This is a genomic window from Lysinibacillus sp. FJAT-14745, from assembly GCF_001275675.1.
Lineage (GTDB): Bacteria > Bacillota > Bacilli > Bacillales_A > Planococcaceae > Lysinibacillus.
In genome coordinates, this window is record NZ_LITM01000009.1 from 249786 (window position 1) to 273200 (window position 23415).

Here is a 23415-nt window from a genome sequence, read left to right on the forward strand (position 1 = left end):
TTATAATTTAGCCAAAAAAAGGACTGCAATAAATGCAGTCCTCCGCTTTATGTTATCTTTTTTGAAGATTAAGCTTCTTGTGATGCTGGGTATACAGATACTTGTTTGCGATCGCGACCTAAGCGTTCGAATTTAACAACGCCGTCAACTTTAGCAAATAGTGTATCGTCACCACCACGACCTACGTTTGTACCTGGGTAAATTTTTGTACCGCGTTGACGGTAAAGAATTGATCCACCAGTTACGAATTGGCCATCAGCACGTTTAGCACCAAGACGTTTTGACTCAGAGTCACGTCCGTTTTTTGTAGAACCTACACCTTTTTTAGATGCGAAAAGTTGAAGGTCTAATGCTAATAATAATTTCATCGTGTTCCACCTCCTACTTGGTTGTAGTTGATTTGGATGTATTGTCCGTAATTTTGCACCATTGAATACACTTGAGCAGTCATTACTTGGACAATTAACTGTAGTTTTGCATCAATATCAGGCTCTAAATCTGATGGTAAATCTACCTTAAGATAGCCTCCACCTTCAGCAGCTTGTTCGATTTCCGGCTGTAATTGTAATAGTGCATAAATAGCATTCACCGTACCTATGGCAATTGTAGATGCCCCTGCACATACTAAATCCTTACCAGATTCATCGTATCCAGCATGTCCTGAAAATTCAAATGCTGACACATGTCTATTTTCATCGTGATGAATCGTAACTTGTATCATTCGCTACACCTCACTATTAAGCGTTGATAGTTTCAACAACTAATTTTGTGTAAGGTTGACGGTGACCTTGTTTACGACGGTAGTTCTTTTTAGCTTTCAATTTGAAAACAACGATTTTTTTCGCACGGCCTTCTTTCACAACTTTAGCTGTTACAGTAGCGCCTTCTACGAATGGAGCTCCAACTTTAACGTTTTCGCCACCAACGAATAAAACTTTATCAAAAGTTACAACCTCGTCAGCTTCTACGCCTAATTTTTCAACATAGATTTCTTGACCAGCTTCTACTTTGATTTGTTTACCACCAGTTTCAATAATTGCGTACATTTTACTGCACCTCCTCTTAGACTCAGACTCGCCTGTATATAAAGGTGATCATAAGATACTTGAACCTTTCCAGTGCGGTTGCAGTAGCACAGGTGCTACAAGCAATAACATTAAAATATTACCACACGATTTATTTTAAGTCAATCTATTCATTACATATTTCTCAAATGCTAATCGATATTTTCGATAATTCCATTCTTTTAACACTTGAAGCCATATAAATAAACATAATATTGCTAAAAAAATAGATTGTGGGAGGTAACATAAAGTTATCATGAATAGTATAAAAGCAATTATAAGAGAAAACCAGTAGTAATATTCAAAAGCACGAACACTTGGATAGGATAAAAATAAACACGCTAAAAATATTCTACCACCGTCTAACGGAATAATCGGTAAAATATTGATTGCTAATAGCACTAGTTGCACATTAATAAGCTTAGCAGCAAGCAGTTCTGGCATAAAAAAAGCGAGGCCAATCCCTAACATTGTAGCGATTGGTCCCCCTAAGGCAATCCAAAGGAGTGACGTTGCAGGCACAACCGCTGGATTTTCGAATTCTATTTCCCCTCCGTAAGGTGTAATAACACATGATTTTACCTTAACACCACATAGCATTGCCGCTAACAAATGACCAGCTTCATGCCATAATAACGAAGATAAAATAATGGCGTAATAAGCAATTTGGCCAGTAAAAATCATTAAAAATACGAGAGGGATACATAGAAGATGCAGTTTAATTTTCATTGGACGCCGCTTTTTCAAGCCACTGTACAATCTGCTCTAAACTATAATGTGTCTTATCTTTTTCAATCGAGATATAAAGTTGTCCCGCTTCTTTCATGCCGATTAAATCATTTGCCTGCACTGTTGTATATGGCAGTTGTGCTAAACTATCCAGCATACCATAGGATACTGTTGTACCATCATCATAGCTTATCGTCATTGTTTTACCAGTATATTTTGTATGACCAGTAAAAACGACAAGACCATTCTTTCCAGCATAAACAGGTAAGCCCATGTCATATTGCAATAAAAAACCTTCCTTAAATACTTGCGCATTGGCAAATGATAATAATTCAGTTTGCCCAACATCGCTCGATACCAAAATTGTTGTATCCTCTTTATTTAGCCAACTTTGTCCGAGCTCACTTAAATAGGTTAAATCTGCTGATGTTGTAACTAGTTTTCGCACTGGTGTTTCCAATACACCTTGATCCTCTAAACGAATTACGAGCATAATTGCAGCCACAAGCAGTATTGTGACCAACCATTTCCATATCTTAAACAAGCCCTCATCCTTTTTTTCACACTATATGAGATTGCATGTCCATTCATGCACAAGAAAAAAACCTTCTCGTACAAATGCACGAAAAGGCTGATGATTATCTTGAAAATAACGCTTTTAGTTTTGAAAATACACCTTTATGTTCATCTTCAATTGCCATAAGTGGCACAGACTCACCTAGTATTCGACGGGCAATATTACGATAGCCTAAAGATGCTTTATTAGTAGGATCCATTACTACTGGTTCACCTTTATTGGATGATGAAATAACCCCTTCATTATCTACGATGATCCCTAATAAATCGATAGACAAATGTGTTGTAATTTCATTCACATCTAACGTATCACCGCTTTTCATCATATGCTGACGAATACGGTTAATGATTAGTTTAGGTGCAGAAATTTCTTCCTGTTCAAGTAAGCCGATAATTCGATCTGCATCACGCACAGCAGAGATTTCTGGCGTTGTTACTACAATTGCATGATCTGCACCAGCAACAGCATTGCGATAGCCTTGTTCAATGCCCGCTGGACAGTCTATTAAAACGTAATCATAGTCTCTTTTTAATTCTTCTACTAAGTTCTTCATTTGCTCAGGTGTAACAGCATTTTTATCTGTCGTTTGAGCAGCAGGTAATAAAAATAATTTCTCATCTACACGTTTATCTTTGATTAACGCTTGATGAATCTTACAGCGCCCTTCCACAACATCAACTAAATCATAGATGATTCGATTTTCAAGACCTAAAATTACATCTAAATTACGCAGGCCAATATCAGTATCTACTAAACATACTTTTTTACCTTGTAGAGCCAATGCAGTCCCCAGGTTAGCCGTTGTCGTCGTTTTCCCGACACCGCCTTTACCTGAAGTTATGACGATCGCTTCTCCCACACTAGCTACCTCCCTTAGACACATTTAACAATGGTCGAATATTTTTTAACGCTTGAAGTTGATCGTACGTAATACGCCCATCATAGCCAATAAATGCACAAGTCATCTCTTCCTGGTTAATTACTTTTACATGTTCGTCTGACATTGCCTGAACCTGATCAGCAATCATGATATGAGTAGCTGCAAAACGAGATGCTGCAATGATTGCTTCCTTATTACCATGAACACCAGCATGCGCAATTCCTTTAAGCTTACCTAGGACATACACATTACCACCCGCTTCTACACGTCCGTTCGGATTGACATTCCCTACGATTATAATATCTCCTACCGAACGCAGAACTTGCCCCGATCTGACCACACCTATATATGTATCTTGTTGACTTTCAATCCTTTTCTGGTTGCTCTCATGGACAGTCAGTACTTCACTTTGCACCTTTGAAACGATTAGTTGCTCAGTTTCCTGAACAATTTTAATAAGCTCTTTGATTTGTTCATCAGAACAGTATCGATAGCCCAAATATAATTGTACATCTACTTGGCTATCGATTCCGCTCTCTGAAACTTTCTTTTTCAGCTCTTCTACTAAATCGGCATACGCACATTGATCGTCTAAACGAAGAACAAATCCATCCTTTGTTCCCTTCATATTAACTAACTGTTTTTTCATGAATGCCTCACCCCACGTTGTTCTTTGTTAAGAAACTTCACGTGCTCTCTGTAAGACACGCGCATTAATTAGATACTTGAAGGCCCAACCAAGAATCATTAAAAATAGTGCATTAGCAATGATCGTTGGCAGTAGTCGTGAAAGTAAGAAATCCGATAATGGAATCGTTGTAAAGTCGATAAGATAGAAGAATTGATAGAGTATAAATTCTAAAATTGCTACTAAAACAACTGAAATCGTCGTTGTCACAACTAAGTGCTGATGAATAACTTTCACAATAGATCCTGCTAAAAAACAAATAAGCGGAAACAGTACTGAATATAATCCAATAATATCAATGTAAAACACATCATACAAGACACCAAAAAAAAGTCCATACATTACCGCTCGTTGACGGCTGTAATAAATGGATATAAATATTAAATATAAGATTAAAAATCTCGGAACTAAATAATAGACTTGCCCTTTCACTTCAATTGGTGAAAGCATAGCAAACTCTGGTTCTAGTAAAAATAGTAACACTGCCACAGTGGGGATGAGAAACCGAACCATTATTTCGCCCCCTCTTTACCCTTTTGTGGATGTGATAAATCTTCGTTCGATGTATTACCATCAGATCCATCTATTACAGTAGCGGAACGTTTAGCAATAACAACATAGTCTAAAATTGAAAAATCAGCAGATGGTTTTACATAGGCCATTTTTGTTAAGCCAAAATCATCTGTACTTACTTCAGTTATTTCTCCGATTGGCACATTTTTAGGGAAAATACCGCCAAGTCCTGATGAAACTACTTGCTGACCCTTTTTAACTGTTAAACTTGAATCGATTCGCTTCATAATGAGTTCATTACGCTCTTTATCATAGCCCTCGATTAAACCGTATGCTTGTTTATCTCCTTGAACCATCGCAGAAACACGATAATTTGGATTATTTGTATATAAAAGCTCTACCTCAGAGGTGAAAGGTGTCACTAAAGTAACTTTACCGACTAACCCTTTCGCTGTCATAACTGCCATATTTTTTTCTACACCGTGTGAAGATCCTTTATCTAAAATAATTTTTTCTTCCCACTGATCAGGATTTCTAGCGATAACTGTGGCATGAATCGGATCATATGCTTTTAAGCTTTCCGATTTGTCCGTAAGCTCTTGAAACTTTTTAATTTCAGATTTCAAGTCCGATGCCTCAGCTTGTACAGCTGCAAATTCTTCTAAGCGTGCTTTTAAACGTTTATTTTCTTCGTACGTGTTTAAGAGGGAATCAATACTATTAAAAACTCCAGTAATATAATTCGCCGGCTTCGCAACAATAGATTGTGCGACGCCGACAGTGTCTTTAATAATTTGCTCTGGTAAAGTTGCTTTCGTCCGTTCACGTAATGAGAAGCTAATCAATGCCACAAGAAAAACCATGCCCACGAGTAGCAAAATTAATTTCTTATTGAAAAAAAATTGTGGCATTGCCTAAACCTCCTTAACCTTTAACTTGTTGTTGACGAATTAAATCAATATGTTCTAGAGCCTTACCTGTACCAATAGCAACACAGTCTAGTGGATCTTCGGCGATAAATACTGGCATATTCGTTTCTTGGCTAATAACTTTGTCTAAATTCGTTAATAGCGCTCCACCACCTGTTAGTACAATTCCGCGCTCCATTACGTCTGCAGATAATTCAGGAGGTGTTTGTTCAAGCGTTTTTCGAACACCATCAATAATAGATGCTACCGCTTCACGTAAAGATTCAGAAATTTCTTGTGAAGAAATTTCGATTGTTTTAGGTAAACCAGTTAAAAGGTCGCGTCCTCTAATTTCCATTTTTTCTTCTGGACCCTCAGCCAACGCTGTACCAATTTCCATTTTCACTGCTTCCGCAGTACGTTCACCAATTGTTAAGTTATATGTTTTACGAATATACGAAATGATGGATTGGTCCATTGCATCCCCGCCAACACGCACAGATTCACTTGTTACAATACCACCTAATGAAATTACTGCTACCTCTGTTGTACCACCACCGATATCAACGACCATTGACCCTGTTGGATCCCATACTGGTAAGTTCGAACCGATTGCTGCTGCAAATGGCTCTTCAATTGTAAATGCATCTTTAGCACCTGCTTGGCGAGCAGCATCAATAACCGCACGTTGTTCAACCGATGTAATACCGTAAGGCACACAAATCATAACATTCGGCTTTTTCCAATTACCACCAGAATTTTTACAAGCTTCTTTTAAATAGTATTCTATCATTGCTGTAGTAATATCAAAATCAGCAATAACGCCATCTTTCATAGGACGAATTGCTACGATTGAGCCAGGTGTACGACCAATCATATTTTTCGCATCATTACCAACTGCAACGATATCTCCAGTTTTTGTATTTTTTGCTACGACTGAAGGTTCGCGTAAAACGATTCCCTTCCCTTTAATAAACACTAATGTATTCGCTGTGCCAAGGTCAATCCCGACATCTTTACTTCCTAATCCAAACAAATTGTGTACTCCCTTTCTATTTAAGCCATACTTTCGTTGACATCAACTAACACCCCGGCGCGTTTCACCCCGAGGTTTTATCTTCATTCACTCGGTGTTAGACACCTACTGAAAAAAAACTACACACTCATTTATCTCACACCTGAAGGAGTGAGAGTCTCTTTCTGAACAAAAATAAAATCATACCGTTCATTATAACGGAAAAACGCAAGAATTTGTAGTACCACATACCTCTTCTCGCGGAAAAGATACTATTTTAATTCCCTCCTAAACAAAAATAGTACGTATAGATTAGCATATAATTTTTATTCTTGTAAGACAACGTGTAATAGGCTACCAATTTTTGTGAATATTATAGACATTTCTACGAATACAATAACGTTTTATATAAAAAAAGGTTCATTTTTATTTTTAGCTTTCGAAAAAAAATACAAAATATTTATTTTTAATATAGTAAAGCGCTTTGATTTTCATTAAATTTTAGAAACAAGGAACGCTGTGAGGCTTCCCGAAGTGATTCGGCAACTGCTTGACAATTCTACATCGTATAAATAAACTCTAAAGATTTCCATCAAAAAAACTCTGCAAAAACATGCAGAGTTAAAAATATCCTTTTTCTTTCAGACTAATAAACTGATGATCACCGATGATGAGGTGATCGATTAAATCAATGCCTATAATATAACCAGCCTCTATAATTCTTCTCGTCACTTCAATATCCTCATCACTAGGTGTTGGAACGCCACTAGGATGATTATGTGCACAAATAATAGAAGCCGCAGATCTTTTTACAGCTTCGCGATAGTAGGGTGAGAACCCAGCGCCTTGATATATTTCTACATTAGGTTTCCAAGAACTCCCCTCCAAACCGTACGTACTCCTCTCAGAGTATACGGCTTTCCATTTACTTTAATCTAACTTGCCATTATGCAAATCGTGATGGCACGATATACATAAAGCCATTGTTTTTCGTCTACGGGCTATCATTTTCTGTTCCCATTTTTTCTTACCTTGTAAATTCTTCAATTTATGAATATGATGCATTTCAAGTGATATACCTGATACTCCACACCATTCACATTTTTCGGCAAGTAATCGGTCAATCAGACTTGTTCGCCCTGTATAAATTAGTGTATTTTCAACTATATCAACTGTTGGCTGTTTAATCGCATCGTTCTTTTCCATTCGTTGCTCTGTAAAATAAGCAATTTTCGGACCTTCTTTTGTTTCATATCGAATGCCAAATTCCCCGTTAATCTTATATTTAGTGATAATTTTGCTAACAGTACTCCTATATTTATTCGCATACGTTTTAATCATGCTGTATTTCATCGTTTGACGGAAAGACTGTAAAACATGTACATTACTTGCTAGGCGATAGTAATTGTAATAGCCTTCTATTTCTGCATTGTACGTACGAATAATTTCAAGGTCGTCATTATGCACTAAATATGGGCGATGAATAGGTTTCCAACCATTATTCGTTCCTATTTTTAACGCGTTTAATTGTAAGAGCTTTTGAATATATTTTTCATGTGGAACGAAAAGCTTTGTTTGATAGTTGAATTTACGCTTTTTAGTTCCGTTTGGCATTTTCATTCGTTGCCAATCTCTTACGACACGAATGTCATACCCAAGAAAACGGGCATTCTTCTTGCTATGAGTAATCAATGTTTTCTCAGCACTCAATTCTAGCCTTAACCGTTCTTTTAAGAACATTGCCAAGTCTTGTTTAATTTGTTCAGCTTCCTTTTTACTTCCAATGACGCCAAGTATAAAATCATCTGCATAACGAACATATTTTAGACGTCGGTAATTTGGGTCGAAAAGGCCTTTACTATCATGGCTTTGTAATTCTTTATAAAGGATTTTTAGTTCCTTTAAGCGCTCTTTCTTTTCTTCTTCGGATAAGGTCGCCCAATCATGTTTATTCTTACTTTTGCGATGATTAATCTTAGAAGCAAGATTATGATATGTTAAATTGTGCATTCGTTTGTCACCTTTGTTATAGCTTTCAATATATTGCTCCACATATTTATCGAGTTCATTTAAATAAATATTCGATAACAAGGGGCTGATGATTCCTCCCTGTGGTGCACCACTATAAGTTTTATGAAACTCCCAATCTTCTACATAACCTGCTCGTAAAAATTTCCAGATTAAGTTGATGAATTTTTCATCATGAATCCGTCTTCTTAAAATGCTAATTAACACATGATGGTCTATATTATCGAAGAACCCTTTAATATCACCCTCAATAAACCATCTAGTTCCCGTAAAAGTATTACGGATTTCTTTTAATGCTGTATGACAGCTCAGATTTGATCTAAATCCATGAGAGTGTACCGAAAACTGTGGCTCATAAATGCTTTCAAGTAATCGCCGAACAACTTCTTGGACTAGTTTATCCTCGAAAGTAGGGATGCCAAGTGGTCTTGTTTTCCCGTTCTTCTTTGGGATGTACGTCCGTCGTGCTGGATTTGGTTGATACGCTTGATTTTTTAATTTCTCAATGAGCTTTTCTATACGCTTTATGCTCATGCCATCAATTGTATCTTCATTGATTCCTTTTGTATTACTGCCCTTGTTTTTATACAGTTTTACGTAAGCTTCAAAATAGAATTCTTTGTTGTACAAGTTACGATATAGTCGTTCAAATACATAGCTTTCATCTTTTGCTTTGGCAGTTAGACGATTTAATACTACTTTTGGAATTCTCATAGAGCCTCCGCTCCTTCCCAATTTTGTATTAACAGTGTAAACTGCTCCCCTTCGCCATGTACTAGGCTTTCCCTAGCTCGGACTACTACGAGAGCTCCGTTACCATATCAGATATTCAGTATCTAAACACATAGCCCATAGGCATTCTGACTTAGGTAATCCCCATTTAGATTTATAAAGACTTATCGCATGTATAATGTCGGATATGACGTTCGCTCGTTACTTTTATATGAAAGTTGGGTGAAATGGTATCACATCATCATTCTCGAAATCTTTAAGAACAATGCACATTTCAAATAGCGTAAATCATGACCTCCCGCTAAAGGTCCCCGTAGTCCCCCTTGAGCTATCATTCAAGCAGTTTAGCCTTTATCCTTATTTATACAATTCATCTCGCCATTCAGTCGTACTTTGGTCATTAAGTAACTTCTGGCTTTTCCAACATGCTACACTCCCTGATTAGTTTCCCTTTCAGATAAGTTGGCTAATGATAGGGTACAGATAGTGATATTTCCCTACTGCTGTGCGAAAGCAGATTCCTTATAAACCCTTATGGGCGCACGATCTCCCTAGGATGCACGATCGAAGCATTTAGACTGCCTATAAAAATCGTCTGTCTATGAATAATTTGATTTTTTACGTTTAGAAAAAGAACTACGAAATGCTCCTGGTTCAGTGAAGTCATATCAGGCATTAAATAGGCAGCGGCATCTTGCGGTGAACGAATCGTATATTTTTCATCGTTATGTTTCTGTGCGAGACGTCTACCGAGTTCAATTGCCGCTAATAATTGAATGGCTTTAACCTCACCAATCCCTCTAATAGCAACCATTTCTTCTATTGTTGCATGTTTCAAATGATGTAAACGCTCAAAAACACTTAGTACGCGATTTGCGAGTACAAGAACAGACTCTTCTTTAGTGCCTGTCCTTAGTAAAATAGCCAGCAGCTCCTGATTCGATAAACTCATAGCTCCTTGTCTCCGTAGTCTTTCACGAGGTCGATCCTGTATATTAACGTCCCGTATCATCATTCTTGGTAAAACATCATTTGTCAAAAAACCCTCACTCCTTCGCAAATTGGATAATATTAAGTGCTACCAATTGCGTAAACAACGATGCAAGTGGTAAGCCGACAACATTGTTATAATCTCCTTCAATTCGTTTTACTAGAAGGGTTCCGGCAGTTTGAATGCCATAACCACCTGCTTTATCAAATGGATCTCCCGAATCTACATATGCTTCGATAAGCTCCTGCGATAAATGATGAAAGACAACATTTGTCTCTTCAACGATTATAGTTTCATTACCGTTAGGTTCAATAATGGCAACAGCTGTCATGACCGCATGACACTTACCTGATAAGCGCAATAAGTGAGAAATTGCCTCCTCACGATTTTTTGGTTTGTGGAGTAGCTCATCATCATAAACAACAATAGTATCCGCTCCAATAATTGTTGCATTTGGAGCTTTTTTCGCCACATCACGTGTTTTTAATAGCGCTACACCTTTTACATAATCTTGCATAGTTGTTGCTTGCACGCTTGTCTCTTCTACTTCACTAGTTATGATGTCAAATGGAAGTGATAGCATAGCAAGTAATTCCTTTCGTCGTGGTGAAGCAGAAGCAAGCACTAGCTTGTGATTTGTTTTAAACATTATCTGACCATTCCTCCTTATAGTTATCATAACGGAGAATTTAGAATTTGAAAATTTTCTATAAATCAAGATAATGCTAATTTCACTATCTTTTGTGCTTAAAATTTCACTTGAAGACAAGCATTTTTCGATTTGTAATGAGCAAATACTTGTAAGCGAACGATGCTGATATCGCTTGAAATAGACGAAGCTGCCGCTCCAATAGATTGCCAATCAGCAGGCAGTGTAGAATCCTTTGAGTTATCCTTAAAATTTAATTTTGTTGCATTTTTGTCAGCTAGCACAGATGGAAGCTCTGCAAGCGTTGCCTCCTTACAACTGTCACCGCTCACAGTAAATGCTTTTTTAAAGGTTGCTGGATCTTTTAAAAAGACAAGTTGACTTTCATCTGTTACCATACTTGTCCAAACATAAAATTTCCCATCGACCTCGACAACGGCACTTTCTTTTAATGAAGGATGTTCAGATACAAACGAGCTCGCACTTTCATAATTTGAATAGACCCCTGCTTGACTAGCAAAAAACATGGACCCGTTCGTAGCTCCTCCCGCTGTTGGAATTGTTTCTCCGTCTGTATTGCCTTTATTGCTTTTATTGGCTACCTCATTACTATCATTTTTTAAAGAAAATTGGGTGCTTGCTTGAAGAATTCCTAAAAAAATGCCTACACCAAAAAGTCCGACTACTCCTCCAATAATCATCGCTCGAAATATTTGTTTTTTCATCACATGACTGACAATTTTCATTCGACCATCACCTCTTTCTCCAACGTATCAAAGTAAATTTAGAAAAGACGATATTGTTACAATTTGATATAAGTATATGTATAAAAGGATGTGTAAATGCGAATTTACTAAATTTTGATTTACTAGTTATTTTCGAGGTTTTACTGCAAAATCAACTATTTTTGTAACAAAAGATTTACTAAGAGATGGATTTTTTATTCTACTCTTTTGCACCTCTATCAAAGGAGTCTTCTACTGAATGAAGATAATTCGGTTATCCAAAAATTTCGGGGATGTACAAGGAAATAGAAAACAGAACTAGAAATAATATTATTTATATACAAATATTCGTTATGGAGGTAAGTAGATGGATAATTCGAAAATTATTGGACAAACAAAAACAGTAGGGTTTCAAGTAGGTGTTAGAAGGATGTTCCCGATTTCCCAAGAGGAAGCATGGAACCTAGTTACTTCACAAGATGGATTAAACGTATGGTTAGGAGAGAGTATGATCATTATCCTTGAACCAGGACAGAACTATATTACGAAATTAGGGTCAGGAGAAATACGTGTTGTCAAACCTTTACAACAACTTCGCCTAACTTGGCAAAAGGTAGGATGGGAAAAGGCATCGACCGTACAAGTTCGTATTATACCGAGTGCAAGCGATAAAACAACAATTAGCTTTCATCAAGAAAAACTTTCTAATCAGAATGTACGAGAAGAAATGAAAAAGTATTGGGAAAAAGTACTTACGGAACTCAAAGAGAGAATACCCAAATGAAAAAATCAGGTACTCTTTTTTTTATGAGTACCTGATTTATACTTGAAATATACTAACTACATGTTAATTGTTTTTTAATCTACTACGTACTTCGGTTAATAAATACAAAGAACCCGATACAATCGTCCTCGATTTGTTTGCTGACTGTTGTTTTAAAAATGGCACATACTCTTCTAAAACTGCTTTATGAGAGGCGTTGGACAGCTCAAGCATGTTATGAGCAGCCATCGCACGGGGATTATCGAAATCAACAAAGTAAAAATTATCACTTACCTGCTCGAAATGCTGCAAAATCTCTTTTACAGCCTTATCTGCAAGAATTCCAATTACAAAAGTAATCTGCTCATCTGGGTACTCATGCTTAATCGTTTCTATTAATTTCTCAGCACTCGCTGGATTATGCGCACCGTCTAAAATAATACAAGGCATAATCTCTTCAAAACGTCCTAAAATTGTTGCGTTTTTCACAGCTTTCTGAATAGCTTCTTTACTAATTTGTAACGCTAATGCAGTCGCCACTTCGAAAAAGGCTGTAATAGCAAGTGCCATATTATTCGCCTGATGTGTTCCCTTTATAGTGCGTGTAAGCTTTGTAATACGGAGGCCATTGTCATTATGCACATAACTCTCTCCATCTTTCTCTTGTGCCACATAAAATTGATGATTTAGCTCAAGAACGGATGAATGTTTTTTTGAGGCTTCCTGATAGACTATATTCTTCGCCTCTAACGGTAAATCACCGATAATAACTGGGCGATATGTCTTAATAATCCCTGCTTTATGATGGGCAATACTTTCAATCGTATCTCCTAAAAAATTCGTATGCTCTAATGCGATACTCGGTATAATTGACACAATTGGTGTAACCACATTTGTACTATCAAGTAAGCCCCCCATACCTGCTTCAATAAGGGCAATATCTACATTACTAGCAACAAAATGTAAAAATGTTGCAACCGTTAACAGTTCAAAATCTGTTAGTTTCCCACTGAGTCCGGCTGCCTGCATTTGTTGGAATACATGATTCATTTCCGCTTCTGTAATAGCTTGACCCTCTACTTGAATTTGGTCATGCACGTCCACAATACAAGGAGACATAAATTTACCAACACGTAAGCCATGTTCTTTGGCGATCGATTCTAGAAATGTAAGTGTCGAGCCTTTACCGTTTGTCCCTGCTAAATGCACGACTTGCAATTTGTTTTCTGGATTACCCACTCGTGCCAATGCCTCTTCAATCGCAGTTAGACCAGGTTTAATAACATCATCACTCTGAACATTCCACTTTTCCTTGTAGCTATTCAATCTTGGGATCATCGTTGTTCCCCCTGTAGCCATTGTCGTATTTCAGCTATAAAATACAATGAGCCTGTAATGACAATAACATCCTCATTATTTCTTTGATGTAGTATCGTTTGAACCATTTCACGCCAATTCGCATTATACATTTTGTTCGTATTTGTAGATAATGCAGCTAATTGATCAGCAGGCATAGCATTCGGTAGCTCAATTTGTGTAAATGCAATTGATGTAGCAATACTATCCATTAAAGCAATACTTTTCGCATGATCTTTATCCGATAATGCCGCGTATATAAATCGATAGTTTTGGTTTTGATAAACCGTTTTAAGAGTTTGAATAAGTGAGGCAGTTCCTTCAGAATTATGTGCTCCGTCTAATATAATATTGCCCGGTAATTGCTCGAAACGGCCAGCCCACAGAGCTTTAGCCAAAGCTTGACGGATTGATTCATCTGAAATGTCAACGGCTCCATTGTCTCGTAACGTTAGGATCGCCGTAATCGCAAGGCTTGCATTATTAATTTGATGCGGGCCTGCCATTTTTAATGGGACAGCTAACATCTCCACATTTGCTTTTCGGTAATTAAAGTGCTGCATATTAGTTCCTTGTTCAATGTTTTCAACCGTAAAATCCTTCCCTAAAACAAGGCATGGGGCATGACACTCATTTGCTACCTCCCTGATAACAGTAAGTGCCTCCTCACTTTTAACACCCACTACAACAGGTACACTTTCTTTAATAATTCCCGCCTTCTCAAACGCTACTTTTGCTAATGTATCTCCTAAAAACGCAGTATGTTCTAATGAAATCGTAGTAACAATTGAAATTAGGGGCGTAATGACATTCGTAGCGTCTAAACGTCCACCTAGTCCAGTTTCAATCAGCGCAATATCCACTTCTTCATCCGCAAAATATTGGAACATAATAAGTGTCACAACTTCAAAGAAGCTCGGAAAGTCACCTTCATAATGGGTCTCAATAATCTCAGCAATTTTGTTCATATAGTGTAAAAATTGTGCATCAGAAATTGGATTTCCATTAATAGTCATACGTTCATTAACACGCTCTAAATGAGGTGAAGTAAAGGCGCCTACAGTGTAGTCAGCATGTTGTAACATTTCTCTTAGCGCATTCACTGTTGACCCCTTTCCATTTGAGCCTGCTAAATGGATAGCGCGTAGCCTGTCCTGTGGGTTATTAAGAAGCGCTAATACCTCTCGCATTAATACGAGCGGTGCACGTTTATGATCAACTGCCTTTAACGTAAAAATAAAATCTGTACATTCTTTCATCGTTTTAAACAAAAGAAACACTCCCTCTTACTACAATATCTCTATTTTAGTACAAGTAGCGCCCGATACACATACATTTCGAAAAAAACTCTTGCACTTTGAATGAAAGCTAAAAAAACACAGTTGCAAATCAATTTCGCCTTGGTATGCTGTCGCTACAAATAACATTTGCAAGATGAACCAAAAAAACAGCGGATGACTATATTGCCATCCGCTGTCTCAATCTTACATATTTTTTAGTTCTTCTAAACGTTTTAATACAACCGCATGTTTACTTTCATAATCGGCTAATTTTTCACGCTCCGCATTCACTAATGCTTCTGGCGCTTTGGACACGAATTTCTCATTCGATAACTTACCAGTTACAAGTTTGACTTCTTTTGCCCATTTTTCTAATTCTTTTTCAAGACGAGCAATTTCTTCTTCTAGATTAATAAGTCCAACAAGTGGTAGGAATAGCTCAGCTCCAGTTACTACTGCTGTCATTGACTGACCAGGAGCCTCTAAGCCTTCTCCAATTGTTAGTGTTTCTGGATTACAGAATTTTTCTAAATATGCTTTATTTGCTTCAAGTACAGTAACCGTTGCAGCATCCTTCGCTGAAATATATAGCGGCACTTTTTTGCTCATTGGTGTATTAACTTCCGCACGAATATTACGTACTGAACGTATAATATCCATTAGGAGCTTCATGTTGTCCGCTTCATCTGCAAAATGAAGATCCTTACGTACAGTTGGCCATGCTGCCACTGTGATTGATTCACCTTCATGCGGTAAGTGCTGCCAGATTTCTTCCGTAATGAATGGCATGAATGGATGTAATAGACGCATCGTTTGATCTAAAACGTAAGCTAAAATAGAACGAGTCGTTTTCTTAGCTACTTCGTCATCACCGTATAACGGTAATTTCGCCATTTCAATATACCAAGAACAGAAATCATCCCAAATGAAGTTATAAAGCTCGCGGCCAACTTCGCCAAATTCGTAACGGTCTGCAAGTGATGTTACACGTTCAATTGTTTCATTTAAGCGAGTTAGAATCCATTTATCGGCAACTGATTTTTCACCAGTTAAGTCGATTTCATCATATGTCATACCTTCCATGTTCATTAAAGCAAAACGAGAGGCATTCCAAATTTTGTTAGAGAAGTTCCAAATTGCTTCTACTTTTTCAGTTGTATAGCGTAAATCTTGACCAGGTGAAGATCCAGTAGCTAAGAAGTAACGTAATGAGTCGGCACCATATTGATCAATAACGTCCATAGGGTCTACACCATTGCCAAGTGATTTACTCATCTTACGCCCTTCACCATCACGTACTAAACCGTGAATTAATACGTCTTTAAATGGGCGCTGACCTGTAAATTCAAGACCTTGGAAGATCATTCGAGAAACCCAGAAGAAAATAATATCATAACCAGTTACAAGTGTGCTTGTTGGATAGTAACGTTTATATTCTTCGTTTGTCTCATCTGGCCAACCCATTGTAGAAAATGGCCATAGTGCTGACGAGAACCATGTATCTAATACATCTTCATCTTGTGTCCAATTTTCTGCATCTGCTGGTGCTTCTTTTCCTACGTAAATTTCACCTGTTTCATTGTGATACCAAGCTGGGATTTGATGACCCCACCATAACTGGCGAGAGATACACCAGTCACGAATGTTTTCCATCCAGCGAGAATATGTGTTTTCGAAACGAGATGGTACGAAGTTTACTTGCCCTTCTTCATCTTTTTGAAGAGCAAGTGCTGCATCAGCGAGTGGTTGCATTTTTACGAACCATTGTGCTGAAAGATATGGCTCTACAACAGCACCAGAACGTTCAGAGTGACCTACTGAATGTGTATGCTCTTCAATACGGATAAGCACGCCTGCTTCTTGTAAATCAGCTACGATTTGCTTACGGCATTCAAAGCGATCCATACCGTTATACTTGCCAGCAAGCTCGTTCATTGAACCATCTTCATTCATAACAAGAATGCGTTCTAGGTTGTGGCGGTTACCAACCTCAAAGTCATTAGGATCGTGTGCTGGTGTCATTTTTACAACCCCAGTACCAAATTCTATATCTACGTAGTCATCTGCTACGATAGGAATTTCACGACCTACGATTGGTAAAATAACTGTTTTACCGATTAAGTGTTGATAGCGCTCATCTTTCGGGTGAACGGCAACCCCAGAGTCTCCTAGCATTGTTTCAGGACGTGTAGTCGCAACTTCCACATATCCTGAGCCATCAGCTAATGGGTACTTCATATGATAGAATGCACCTTGAACATCTTTATAAATAACTTCAATATCTGATAATGCTGTTTTTGCAGCAGGATCCCAGTTAATAATGCGTTCGCCACGATAGATTAAGCCTTTTTCATATAATTGAACGAAAACAGTTTTAACTGCATCAGAAAGACCTTGGTCGAGTGTGAAACGCTCACGAGAATAATCTAATGCAAGACCAAGCTTCGCCCATTGATCGCGAATATGCCCAGCATACTCTTCTTTCCATTCCCATGTTTTTTCGAGGAATTTTTCACGCCCTAAATCATAACGTGTAATATTATCTTCTCGTAGTTTGGCCTCTACTTTTGCCTGTGTTGCAATACCTGCATGGTCCATTCCTGGTAACCAAAGTGCATCGTAACCTTGCATGCGTTTCATACGAATTAGGATATCTTGTAATGTTGTATCCCAAGCATGACCAAGATGTAATTTACCTGTTACATTCGGTGGTGGAATAACAATAGAATAAGGCTCCTTTTCACTTGTAGGCTGTGCCTCAAAAAATTTACCTTGTAACCACCATTCATAACGACCTGCTTCAATGGACTGCGGATCATATTTTGTAGGCATTGAAATGTTTTCTGTCATTTTGACTCCTCCTGTTGACGTATTAATTTTACCGGTGTGAGATCGTACCAATCATTCTGTTTTTATGTCTCATGCTGAGGCACATTTACCAGAAGATTAATGAAAATAAAAAAAACTCCTAACGTCTAAAAGGACGAAGGAGTTTAAGTTCGCGGTACCACCTTTAATTCCAGTAGAGGTAAGTTAAGCAGTCACACATTTCATTAGAAAAAAATGTACTACTTGCTTAAGCCTTTTACTACTGGCTCTCAATTCGGTAACGGTGTTTAACCGGCTTTAACTACTGTTAGTTCACTAAAGCTGCTCGAGGGCTACATTCAATTAGGTACAAATAGAAACTTTTCAGCTACCGTTTCCTCTCTTAAAATGTACTCATAATTTACTCTTCCCTGTCATAGCATCTATATTCGACTTTTTCACATTGTACCGCAAAATCGTGCAATTGTTCAAGTGATTTAGTCATTTTTTAGGAAGCACTACTAGAAAAGGAAGTGAAATTCAAATGCGACGACGCAAGTATAATCCTTGGCTTTTACCACCTTGGCTACGACAATTTCGTTTTTATTGCAGAACGATAATTGTACCAATTTGTGTTTTTCAGTTTATACATGTCATCATCCTTCCGACATCTGGAGATTTTATCATCTTATTGCTCCTGCTTCTCCTATGCTATTTACTTTTGAATGATGTCATTTGAAACACGAACCTTTAGCGGTGTATAGTCCTCCGTTAAATCCCAGATCAACGATGGAACTTCATGCCAAGAGCTGGATTCACGGACTACAATATGACTTGAGGATTCCCTCAACACTGATTTTTGCTCAACTGGTGCAGGTTTTTCTTTTTTGTCTGAAGCCACTACAGCTTCAGACTTTTCCTTTGGTGCTGCAAATGTTACAACCTTTGCTTTTTCCTCTTTTATGGATGTTGTGGATTTTTCTTCTTGCATTGAAGCTACTACTGCTGTAGGTTTTTCTTCTTGAATTGAGGCTACTACTGCTGTAGGTTTTTCTTCTTGAATTGAGGCTACTACTGCTACAGGTTGTTTTACCTGTGTCGTTTCTTCTATATGAGCAACCTTCTCGATTTGAGCTGAGGCATTGACTGTGACAGGCTGTTTTTCTAAAACACGAGCTTTTTCAAATGCTGGCTCAAGCTCATTAAATACACTTGTAACCGTCCATTCGAGCTGACACATCTGATTAGTCAATATAGGTCGAACATCCTTTACCATTAGATCTTCAATAGCTGCATCCTTTGGTAAATCCACATTTAAAGGAACTGCATACTCAAAATAACCAGTATCCCCTTGAATATCTAGCGCATCGATTTGTACTAATTCTTCATCATCCATGAAAGCTTGCATGTCTTGAAAATCAAAGCGAACATGTGCTGTGATATGATAAATACCCATTAATCGTAGAGAATCTTCTAACTGCATTGTCTGCCATCGCGGCTTAATTTGTACAGCTGCTATTTCCGTTGGGCAGCCATAACCAGGAAAACAAAAAGTTTCACTCATATTCCAAGTTTTGTGTTCGATAATAATCCCTCCCCTTGCATCATATGAAGCTCCGAGGGATAGTATGCTAAAGGTTGATGAATCAATTTCTCCTCGGCGACGGAAATCAACCTCACGTTTTGATAATGAGTCTAAAAAAGGCATACTAGAAAATTTCGAGGGCACTGAAAAAGTCCATATCTTCTCACAAAGCGAGGTATTCAACGATTTAATCGTTGAATACCTCGCTTTTTTCATTTGGCACTGTGACTCTACTGTTGTTTTCCGAAGCATTCCGCTCGCTTTCCGCGGGCGAGCGATGCTTCTCCAAACAACGCAATGTATCATACTATTATTTTAATCACGCTTTCCTTTATAAAAAAAGATTTAATGTGCAGGTGGTACCCCCGATGATTTCAAATCAAGAAACCCTTAATTTAAGTCCATATATGGCGATCTACAATATTGTTGTGCCAAAAGATAATATGCTTCGCCAAATCAATGAACTTGTTGATTTTTCATTCATTTTAGAAGAGTTAAAAACAAAAATATTGTTTAGACAATGGACGCAATGCCATTCCTCCAATTCGAGACAGAAATAAGGCACTTCCTGTTCAAAATTGAACAAGAAGTGCCTTATTTTTATCTGAAAAAGGTTCGCTTTTATGAAAACGTAAGTTTTTCAGTGCCCTAGAAAATTTCTAGCATGCCTTTTTACTGTTGTTTCAAAAATGTAATTATACATTCACCAATTTAATTTTATTTGCTACACGATCTGTTAACATTTGTGTTGCTTTTGGTACGATCGGCTTAAAGATTGGATTTAAAACAGGACCAGCTAATCCTCCTGCTGTTACTTCTAAGAAGCCTGTCATTTTTGTATTTTCTGCATCAATACTTTCTGCTAGGAAATAACCGTTTCCTGAAAAGTTGTCAGAAAGTCCTTTTAGTTCGAATGTTACTTTTGTAGGCGCTGCCCATTCTAAAATAGTAATTTCTACTTGTACTGTTTTTTTCAGAACACCAACATTGCCTTTAAACGTCCAATTTGAATGTTTTTCATCAATCATTTCATGTGCATTATAACCTGGGACAAGCTTTGCCCATTTTTCCATATCACTAACGAAATCCCATACATTTTCAATTCCTACGGGTACTTCGACCATATGTGTGCCTGTTGCCATATCAATTCACTACTTTCTTTTACGAATAGCTATATTATATACGATTTCGCCCACAATTTGGCTATGCTGAAAGTTATAATTTTAATAATTTTTTTCAAGTTGTAACGATTATTTTCATTCATCGATAATCCAATGCACTTTCTAACGTGCAAAAATTAAAACCATGGCAGACAAAGGCCGTGCTCCTTCACTCTCTCTCCATAGTCCTGCACTTTCACTAAATTAGGTAATTAACTACATAAACACAATTATCATAAGTCCACTGAATGATTGAAGATTTCCATTAGTGTAACTACATCTTTTGTCGCTCGGTAGTACGTGTACCCAAACGATAATCTTGTCAAGATAGATCTAATTCTTATTAATTCAATACTTATTACATAGAATACATATAATTAAAGTAATCCCCCTACCAAAACAAGAACGGGTTATATAATATCTGGTATCAGGCGTGTTGATTAGGAAAAAATAAGTTTATTATTGAGCGATAAAAGGATTTTTTCGTTACCACTTTGCCAATATATTTCCATTTTAACTGATTGTAGCGTAGGGCTACTCGACTCCCGCGGGAAAGCGATAGAGGAACGAAGGCTAAAACCATCACATCCTGTGATAACGCCTTCGTGACCAACATCGTGTTGGCCCGAGACCCTGCACGGAGCGAAGCGGAGGAAGCGGAGGAAGCGGCTCGACGCTCGCCCGCAAAAAGCTCTGCTCTGCGCGAAAGCGAAGCGTCAGCGGCAAAGCGAGTAGCCCGTAGCGGAAATCAGCCTCTTTGGATGTATAAAAATGGTTAATCAACACACCTGATCTGGTATAAAACTATTAGAATAATATATAAAATCATCTCCCTCTATAGATTTCTTAGCTGAGAGGTATTTCCATACTAGATATTCATGTTAATATCGTAATAAAGATTGCAAAGAAATGTACTTAAACAAACGACGTATTTTAGTTTAGAACAATGTCTTAGCTTGTTGATCAATTAGAAAAAATTATGTAGTTTAAACCTCTACTCTACAAGTATTGAGGGGCAAAGCTGAATAGAGAGAAATGGAGGGGAATATGGTGAAAAAACAGCATTCAAACAAAAAGCTTATTCTATTAGATCTGATTTTTTATGTAGCATTACCATATATTATATGGAATTTTGGTAGGGAACCTTTTGGTCATTACGTAGCAATGCTGATTTCAACTATTCCGGGAATTATTTATACCATTTACCGTTTTATTTTAGATAAGCAGTTTAACATAACAGGTTTATTTATTTTAGGCTCATTAGCACTCGGCACAACGGTGGATCTCCTATCTGGGTCAGCAGAGCAAATGATTTGGAATGGTATATATTTAAGTCTTTTTTATTCATTTCTATATTTTGTTTCACTAGTGATTAAGCGTCCTTTTTCTTTATACTTTGCTGTTGATTTTGTATATTTACAAGGTTATGAACGAAAGGACAGTAGAGCATTATTTTATCAAAAAGGAATCTTTAAATGGTTTCAATTTATTCAAGTTATCTTTATTATCAGAGGACTTTTCATGGCAGGTTTAACTGTATTCCTGCTTAATAATTTTGGGATTGATGGCTATGGTGAAATGTTGATATATAAGCAAATCTCAGGTTGGATCTTCTCAGGTTTAATTATGGGGATGTTCTTTTATATAAATATCCCAGTACAAAAATTTTTTGCTAAGCAGCAAAAGCAATTACAAGACAAAAAAATATAGCTAGCCAACGATCAAACGTGATTGTTGAATAGTCCTCCTTTTCTTTCGATGTAGGGTTTAAACTCTAATTCAACAATGGTACTTCGTTAACTACTTAAATTCCAAACATGGATAAGCCTATCATGTAACAGTTAGTACAGAAAAAAGCTTGAGGATGTAAATAAGCCTCAAGCTTAAAATTTTTGCTACCTCATTTATATATTTTGAATCCATTATTAATATTGGATATCCTCATTCACGAACACTCTTCATCTTCAACGCTCCCAGAAGCTACAGTAGCTCTGGGCACTTCTGTAAGATTATATTTTCACCATTTTTCTACCACCTTTTGGTTTACTATGTTAAGCTTTCTATTAATAATAGAATTTTCTGTCAGTTAGGAAACGTGCAGATTTAAATGGAGGTATGTTGAAAATGTTAATTAGAAACTATAAAAAAGAAGATGAGCAAGGTTGGCTACGCTGTAGAGTTCTTGCTTTTCTAAATACAGCTTATTATGACAATGTGCTAAATAAAAAAGAAGTCTATGAACACCCTTCTATTGAGCTAGTAGCCGAAATAGATGGGATAATTGTAGGCTTAATTGATGTTGAATATGAAGTAGAAGAAGGTACAGTTTGTTCAAGAGGAAACGGTTTAGGCGGTATGATTTGGCATATAGCTGTACATCCTGATTATGCACGAAGAGGTATAGGTGAAAATTTATTAAAAATTGCTGAAAAAAGAGCGATTGGACTAAATCTAAATCGCTTTGAGGCATGGACACGTGACGATGAATGGGTACAAAATTGGTATAATAAAATGGATTTTAATCAAGTCGAATCATATTATCATCTTTATTTTGAAGGGAATGAAATGAATAATAGAATAGCAACGAATGTTTCAAATTTATTTCCTGTTTCGACATTCGCTCACTATGTCAGTGATGATATTGAACAGTTCAATAATATTACCCGCAAACATCATTGTATCTGCTATGAAAAGTGTTTCAAATAATTCGACGTAAAGGTCCTATTTTAACATTTAATAAATTTCATCAAGATAGGACTTGGGTTTATGATGATTTTCATATATGCAAGCCTTTTTGTTACGCCTTCACAGTCAACCTGAGAGCACCTAAGTCTAACCGATATCGTCTATCTGCAATAAAGTCCTCATATGCAAATTTTAAAAGCATACAAAAAACCACCTCCTATCAAATGTTAGAATTGATAAGAAGTGGTTACTTACACTACTTCATAAATAGAACGTATT

Annotated in this window: 21 protein-coding genes, 3 pseudogenes and 2 other annotated features; of the genes and pseudogenes, 4 read left to right on the top strand and 20 right to left on the bottom strand. The window is 37.2% G+C overall.

The window, feature by feature from the left end; genetic code table 11:
• Positions 1-68: 68 nt before the first annotated feature.
• From rpmA to AMS59_RS16490, 15 genes and pseudogenes are all read right to left on the bottom strand, one after another.
• Complete coding sequence (gene rpmA, locus AMS59_RS16420; protein ID WP_053484817.1) at positions 69-368, bottom strand: 50S ribosomal protein L27; 300 nt, start codon at positions 366-368, stop codon at positions 69-71.
• Positions 365-721: a ribosomal-processing cysteine protease Prp gene (locus AMS59_RS16425; RefSeq protein ID WP_053484818.1), complete on the bottom strand. Its 357-nt coding sequence runs from the start codon at positions 719-721 to the stop codon at positions 365-367. Before AMS59_RS16425 ends, rpmA begins: the two co-directional genes overlap by 4 nt.
• 16 nt (positions 722-737) lie before the next feature.
• Positions 738-1046, bottom strand: a complete 309-nt coding sequence (rplU, locus tag AMS59_RS16430; RefSeq protein ID WP_053484819.1) for a 50S ribosomal protein L21 — start codon at positions 1044-1046, stop codon at positions 738-740.
• 14 nt (positions 1047-1060) lie between these two features.
• Positions 1061-1136 (bottom strand) — a sequence feature (ribosomal protein L21 leader region).
• 45 nt (positions 1137-1181) lie between these two features.
• Positions 1182-1793 (bottom strand): stage IV sporulation protein FB, encoded by a 612-nt coding sequence (locus tag AMS59_RS16435; protein WP_053484820.1) that lies wholly within the window; start codon positions 1791-1793, stop codon positions 1182-1184.
• Positions 1783-2337, bottom strand: a complete 555-nt coding sequence (locus AMS59_RS16440) for a M23 family metallopeptidase (RefSeq protein ID WP_053484821.1) — start codon at positions 2335-2337, stop codon at positions 1783-1785. Before AMS59_RS16440 ends, AMS59_RS16435 begins: the two co-directional genes overlap by 11 nt.
• A 94-nt stretch (positions 2338-2431) precedes the next feature.
• Positions 2432-3229: a septum site-determining protein MinD gene (minD, locus tag AMS59_RS16445; protein ID WP_053484822.1), complete on the bottom strand. Its 798-nt coding sequence runs from the start codon at positions 3227-3229 to the stop codon at positions 2432-2434.
• Between the two features lies 1 nt (position 3230).
• On the bottom strand, positions 3231-3899 hold the full coding sequence (gene minC / locus AMS59_RS16450; RefSeq protein WP_053484823.1) for a septum site-determining protein MinC: 669 nt from the start codon (positions 3897-3899) through the stop codon (positions 3231-3233).
• 27 nt (positions 3900-3926) lie between these two features.
• Positions 3927-4451: a rod shape-determining protein MreD gene (gene mreD, locus AMS59_RS16455; protein WP_053484824.1), complete on the bottom strand. Its 525-nt coding sequence runs from the start codon at positions 4449-4451 to the stop codon at positions 3927-3929.
• Complete coding sequence (gene mreC / locus AMS59_RS16460) at positions 4451-5362, bottom strand: rod shape-determining protein MreC (protein ID WP_053484825.1); 912 nt, start codon at positions 5360-5362, stop codon at positions 4451-4453. The genes mreD and mreC overlap by 1 nt, the downstream gene beginning before the upstream one ends.
• A 13-nt stretch (positions 5363-5375) precedes the next feature.
• Positions 5376-6395: a rod shape-determining protein gene (locus AMS59_RS16465; RefSeq protein WP_053484826.1), complete on the bottom strand. Its 1020-nt coding sequence runs from the start codon at positions 6393-6395 to the stop codon at positions 5376-5378.
• A 600-nt stretch (positions 6396-6995) separates the two neighbouring features.
• Positions 6996-7199, bottom strand: a pseudogene (locus AMS59_RS16470) (JAB domain-containing protein); the annotation flags it as partial.
• A gap of 105 nt (positions 7200-7304) precedes the next feature.
• Entirely contained in the window at positions 7305-9116 is a 1812-nt protein-coding gene (locus AMS59_RS16475) for a reverse transcriptase/maturase family protein (RefSeq protein ID WP_053484828.1), read from the bottom strand.
• Positions 9117-9672: 556 nt separating this feature from the next.
• A pseudogene (radC, locus tag AMS59_RS16480) lies at positions 9673-10146 on the bottom strand (DNA repair protein RadC); the annotation flags it as partial.
• A gap of 34 nt (positions 10147-10180) precedes the next feature.
• Positions 10181-10774, bottom strand: coding sequence for a nucleoside triphosphate pyrophosphatase (locus tag AMS59_RS16485; protein ID WP_053484829.1), 594 nt, complete (start codon positions 10772-10774; stop codon positions 10181-10183).
• 98 nt (positions 10775-10872) lie between these two features.
• On the bottom strand, positions 10873-11520 hold the full coding sequence (locus AMS59_RS16490; protein WP_053484830.1) for a hypothetical protein: 648 nt from the start codon (positions 11518-11520) through the stop codon (positions 10873-10875).
• Between the two features lie 346 nt (positions 11521-11866).
• Between AMS59_RS16490 and AMS59_RS16495 the strand changes: the two genes are divergently transcribed.
• On the top strand, positions 11867-12283 hold the full coding sequence (locus AMS59_RS16495; protein ID WP_053484831.1) for an SRPBCC domain-containing protein: 417 nt from the start codon (positions 11867-11869) through the stop codon (positions 12281-12283).
• A gap of 63 nt (positions 12284-12346) precedes the next feature.
• On the opposite strand, the gene AMS59_RS16500 is transcribed toward AMS59_RS16495, so the two are convergent.
• The 4 genes from AMS59_RS16500 to AMS59_RS26405 form a co-directional block, all read right to left on the bottom strand.
• Positions 12347-13600, bottom strand: a complete 1254-nt coding sequence (locus tag AMS59_RS16500) for a folylpolyglutamate synthase/dihydrofolate synthase family protein (protein WP_053484832.1) — start codon at positions 13598-13600, stop codon at positions 12347-12349.
• A complete protein-coding gene (locus AMS59_RS16505; protein ID WP_053484833.1) occupies positions 13597-14889 on the bottom strand; it encodes a folylpolyglutamate synthase/dihydrofolate synthase family protein in 1293 nt (430 codons plus the stop codon). Before AMS59_RS16505 ends, AMS59_RS16500 begins: the two co-directional genes overlap by 4 nt.
• 213 nt (positions 14890-15102) lie before the next feature.
• Positions 15103-17748 (bottom strand): valine--tRNA ligase, encoded by a 2646-nt coding sequence (locus AMS59_RS16510; RefSeq protein ID WP_053484834.1) that lies wholly within the window; start codon positions 17746-17748, stop codon positions 15103-15105.
• Between the two features lie 126 nt (positions 17749-17874).
• Positions 17875-18153: a binding site (T-box leader), on the bottom strand.
• Positions 18154-18421: 268 nt separating this feature from the next.
• Positions 18422-19435, bottom strand: coding sequence for a valyl-tRNA synthetase (locus AMS59_RS26405; protein WP_234007829.1), 1014 nt, complete (start codon positions 19433-19435; stop codon positions 18422-18424).
• 224 nt (positions 19436-19659) lie between these two features.
• Between AMS59_RS26405 and AMS59_RS16520 the strand changes: the two are divergent.
• A pseudogene (locus AMS59_RS16520) lies at positions 19660-19840 on the top strand (IS5/IS1182 family transposase); the annotation flags it as partial.
• A gap of 146 nt (positions 19841-19986) precedes the next feature.
• Here AMS59_RS16520 and AMS59_RS16525 read toward each other — a convergent pair.
• A complete protein-coding gene (locus AMS59_RS16525) occupies positions 19987-20433 on the bottom strand; it encodes a CoxG family protein (RefSeq protein ID WP_053484835.1) in 447 nt (148 codons plus the stop codon).
• 1068 nt (positions 20434-21501) lie between these two features.
• Between AMS59_RS16525 and AMS59_RS16530 the strand changes: the two genes are divergently transcribed.
• Both AMS59_RS16530 and AMS59_RS16535 read left to right on the top strand, forming a co-directional pair.
• Positions 21502-22161, top strand: a complete 660-nt coding sequence (locus AMS59_RS16530; RefSeq protein ID WP_234007830.1) for a VC0807 family protein — start codon at positions 21502-21504, stop codon at positions 22159-22161.
• A 414-nt stretch (positions 22162-22575) separates the two neighbouring features.
• A complete protein-coding gene (locus AMS59_RS16535; protein ID WP_053484837.1) occupies positions 22576-23157 on the top strand; it encodes a GNAT family N-acetyltransferase in 582 nt (193 codons plus the stop codon).
• Positions 23158-23415: the final 258 nt, after the last annotated feature.

What these genes read in the sequence shown, in the direction of transcription:
- minC (WP_053484823.1), bottom strand. Translation starts at nt 3,899, where the DNA reads ATGAAAAAACAGTTAGTTAATATGAAGGGAACAAAGGATGGATTTGTT.
- AMS59_RS16485 (WP_053484829.1), bottom strand. Translation starts at nt 10,774, where the DNA reads ATGTTTAAAACAAATCACAAGCTAGTGCTTGCTTCTGCTTCACCACGA.
- AMS59_RS16425 (WP_053484818.1), bottom strand. Translation starts at nt 721, where the DNA reads ATGATACAAGTTACGATTCATCACGATGAAAATAGACATGTGTCAGCA.
- AMS59_RS16475 (WP_053484828.1), bottom strand. Translation starts at nt 9,116, where the DNA reads ATGAGAATTCCAAAAGTAGTATTAAATCGTCTAACTGCCAAAGCAAAA.
- AMS59_RS16510 (WP_053484834.1), bottom strand. Translation starts at nt 17,748, where the DNA reads ATGACAGAAAACATTTCAATGCCTACAAAATATGATCCGCAGTCCATT.
- AMS59_RS16435 (WP_053484820.1), bottom strand. Translation starts at nt 1,793, where the DNA reads ATGAAAATTAAACTGCATCTTCTATGTATCCCTCTCGTATTTTTAATG.
- mreC (WP_053484825.1), bottom strand. Translation starts at nt 5,362, where the DNA reads ATGCCACAATTTTTTTTCAATAAGAAATTAATTTTGCTACTCGTGGGC.
- AMS59_RS16525 (WP_053484835.1), bottom strand. Translation starts at nt 20,433, where the DNA reads ATGGCAACAGGCACACATATGGTCGAAGTACCCGTAGGAATTGAAAAT.
- rplU (WP_053484819.1), bottom strand. Translation starts at nt 1,046, where the DNA reads ATGTACGCAATTATTGAAACTGGTGGTAAACAAATCAAAGTAGAAGCT.
- AMS59_RS16495 (WP_053484831.1), top strand. Translation starts at nt 11,867, where the DNA reads ATGGATAATTCGAAAATTATTGGACAAACAAAAACAGTAGGGTTTCAA.
- rpmA (WP_053484817.1), bottom strand. Translation starts at nt 368, where the DNA reads ATGAAATTATTATTAGCATTAGACCTTCAACTTTTCGCATCTAAAAAA.
- AMS59_RS16500 (WP_053484832.1), bottom strand. Translation starts at nt 13,600, where the DNA reads ATGATCCCAAGATTGAATAGCTACAAGGAAAAGTGGAATGTTCAGAGT.
- AMS59_RS16490 (WP_053484830.1), bottom strand. Translation starts at nt 11,520, where the DNA reads ATGAAAATTGTCAGTCATGTGATGAAAAAACAAATATTTCGAGCGATG.
- mreD (WP_053484824.1), bottom strand. Translation starts at nt 4,451, where the DNA reads ATGGTTCGGTTTCTCATCCCCACTGTGGCAGTGTTACTATTTTTACTA.
- AMS59_RS16535 (WP_053484837.1), top strand. Translation starts at nt 22,576, where the DNA reads ATGTTAATTAGAAACTATAAAAAAGAAGATGAGCAAGGTTGGCTACGC.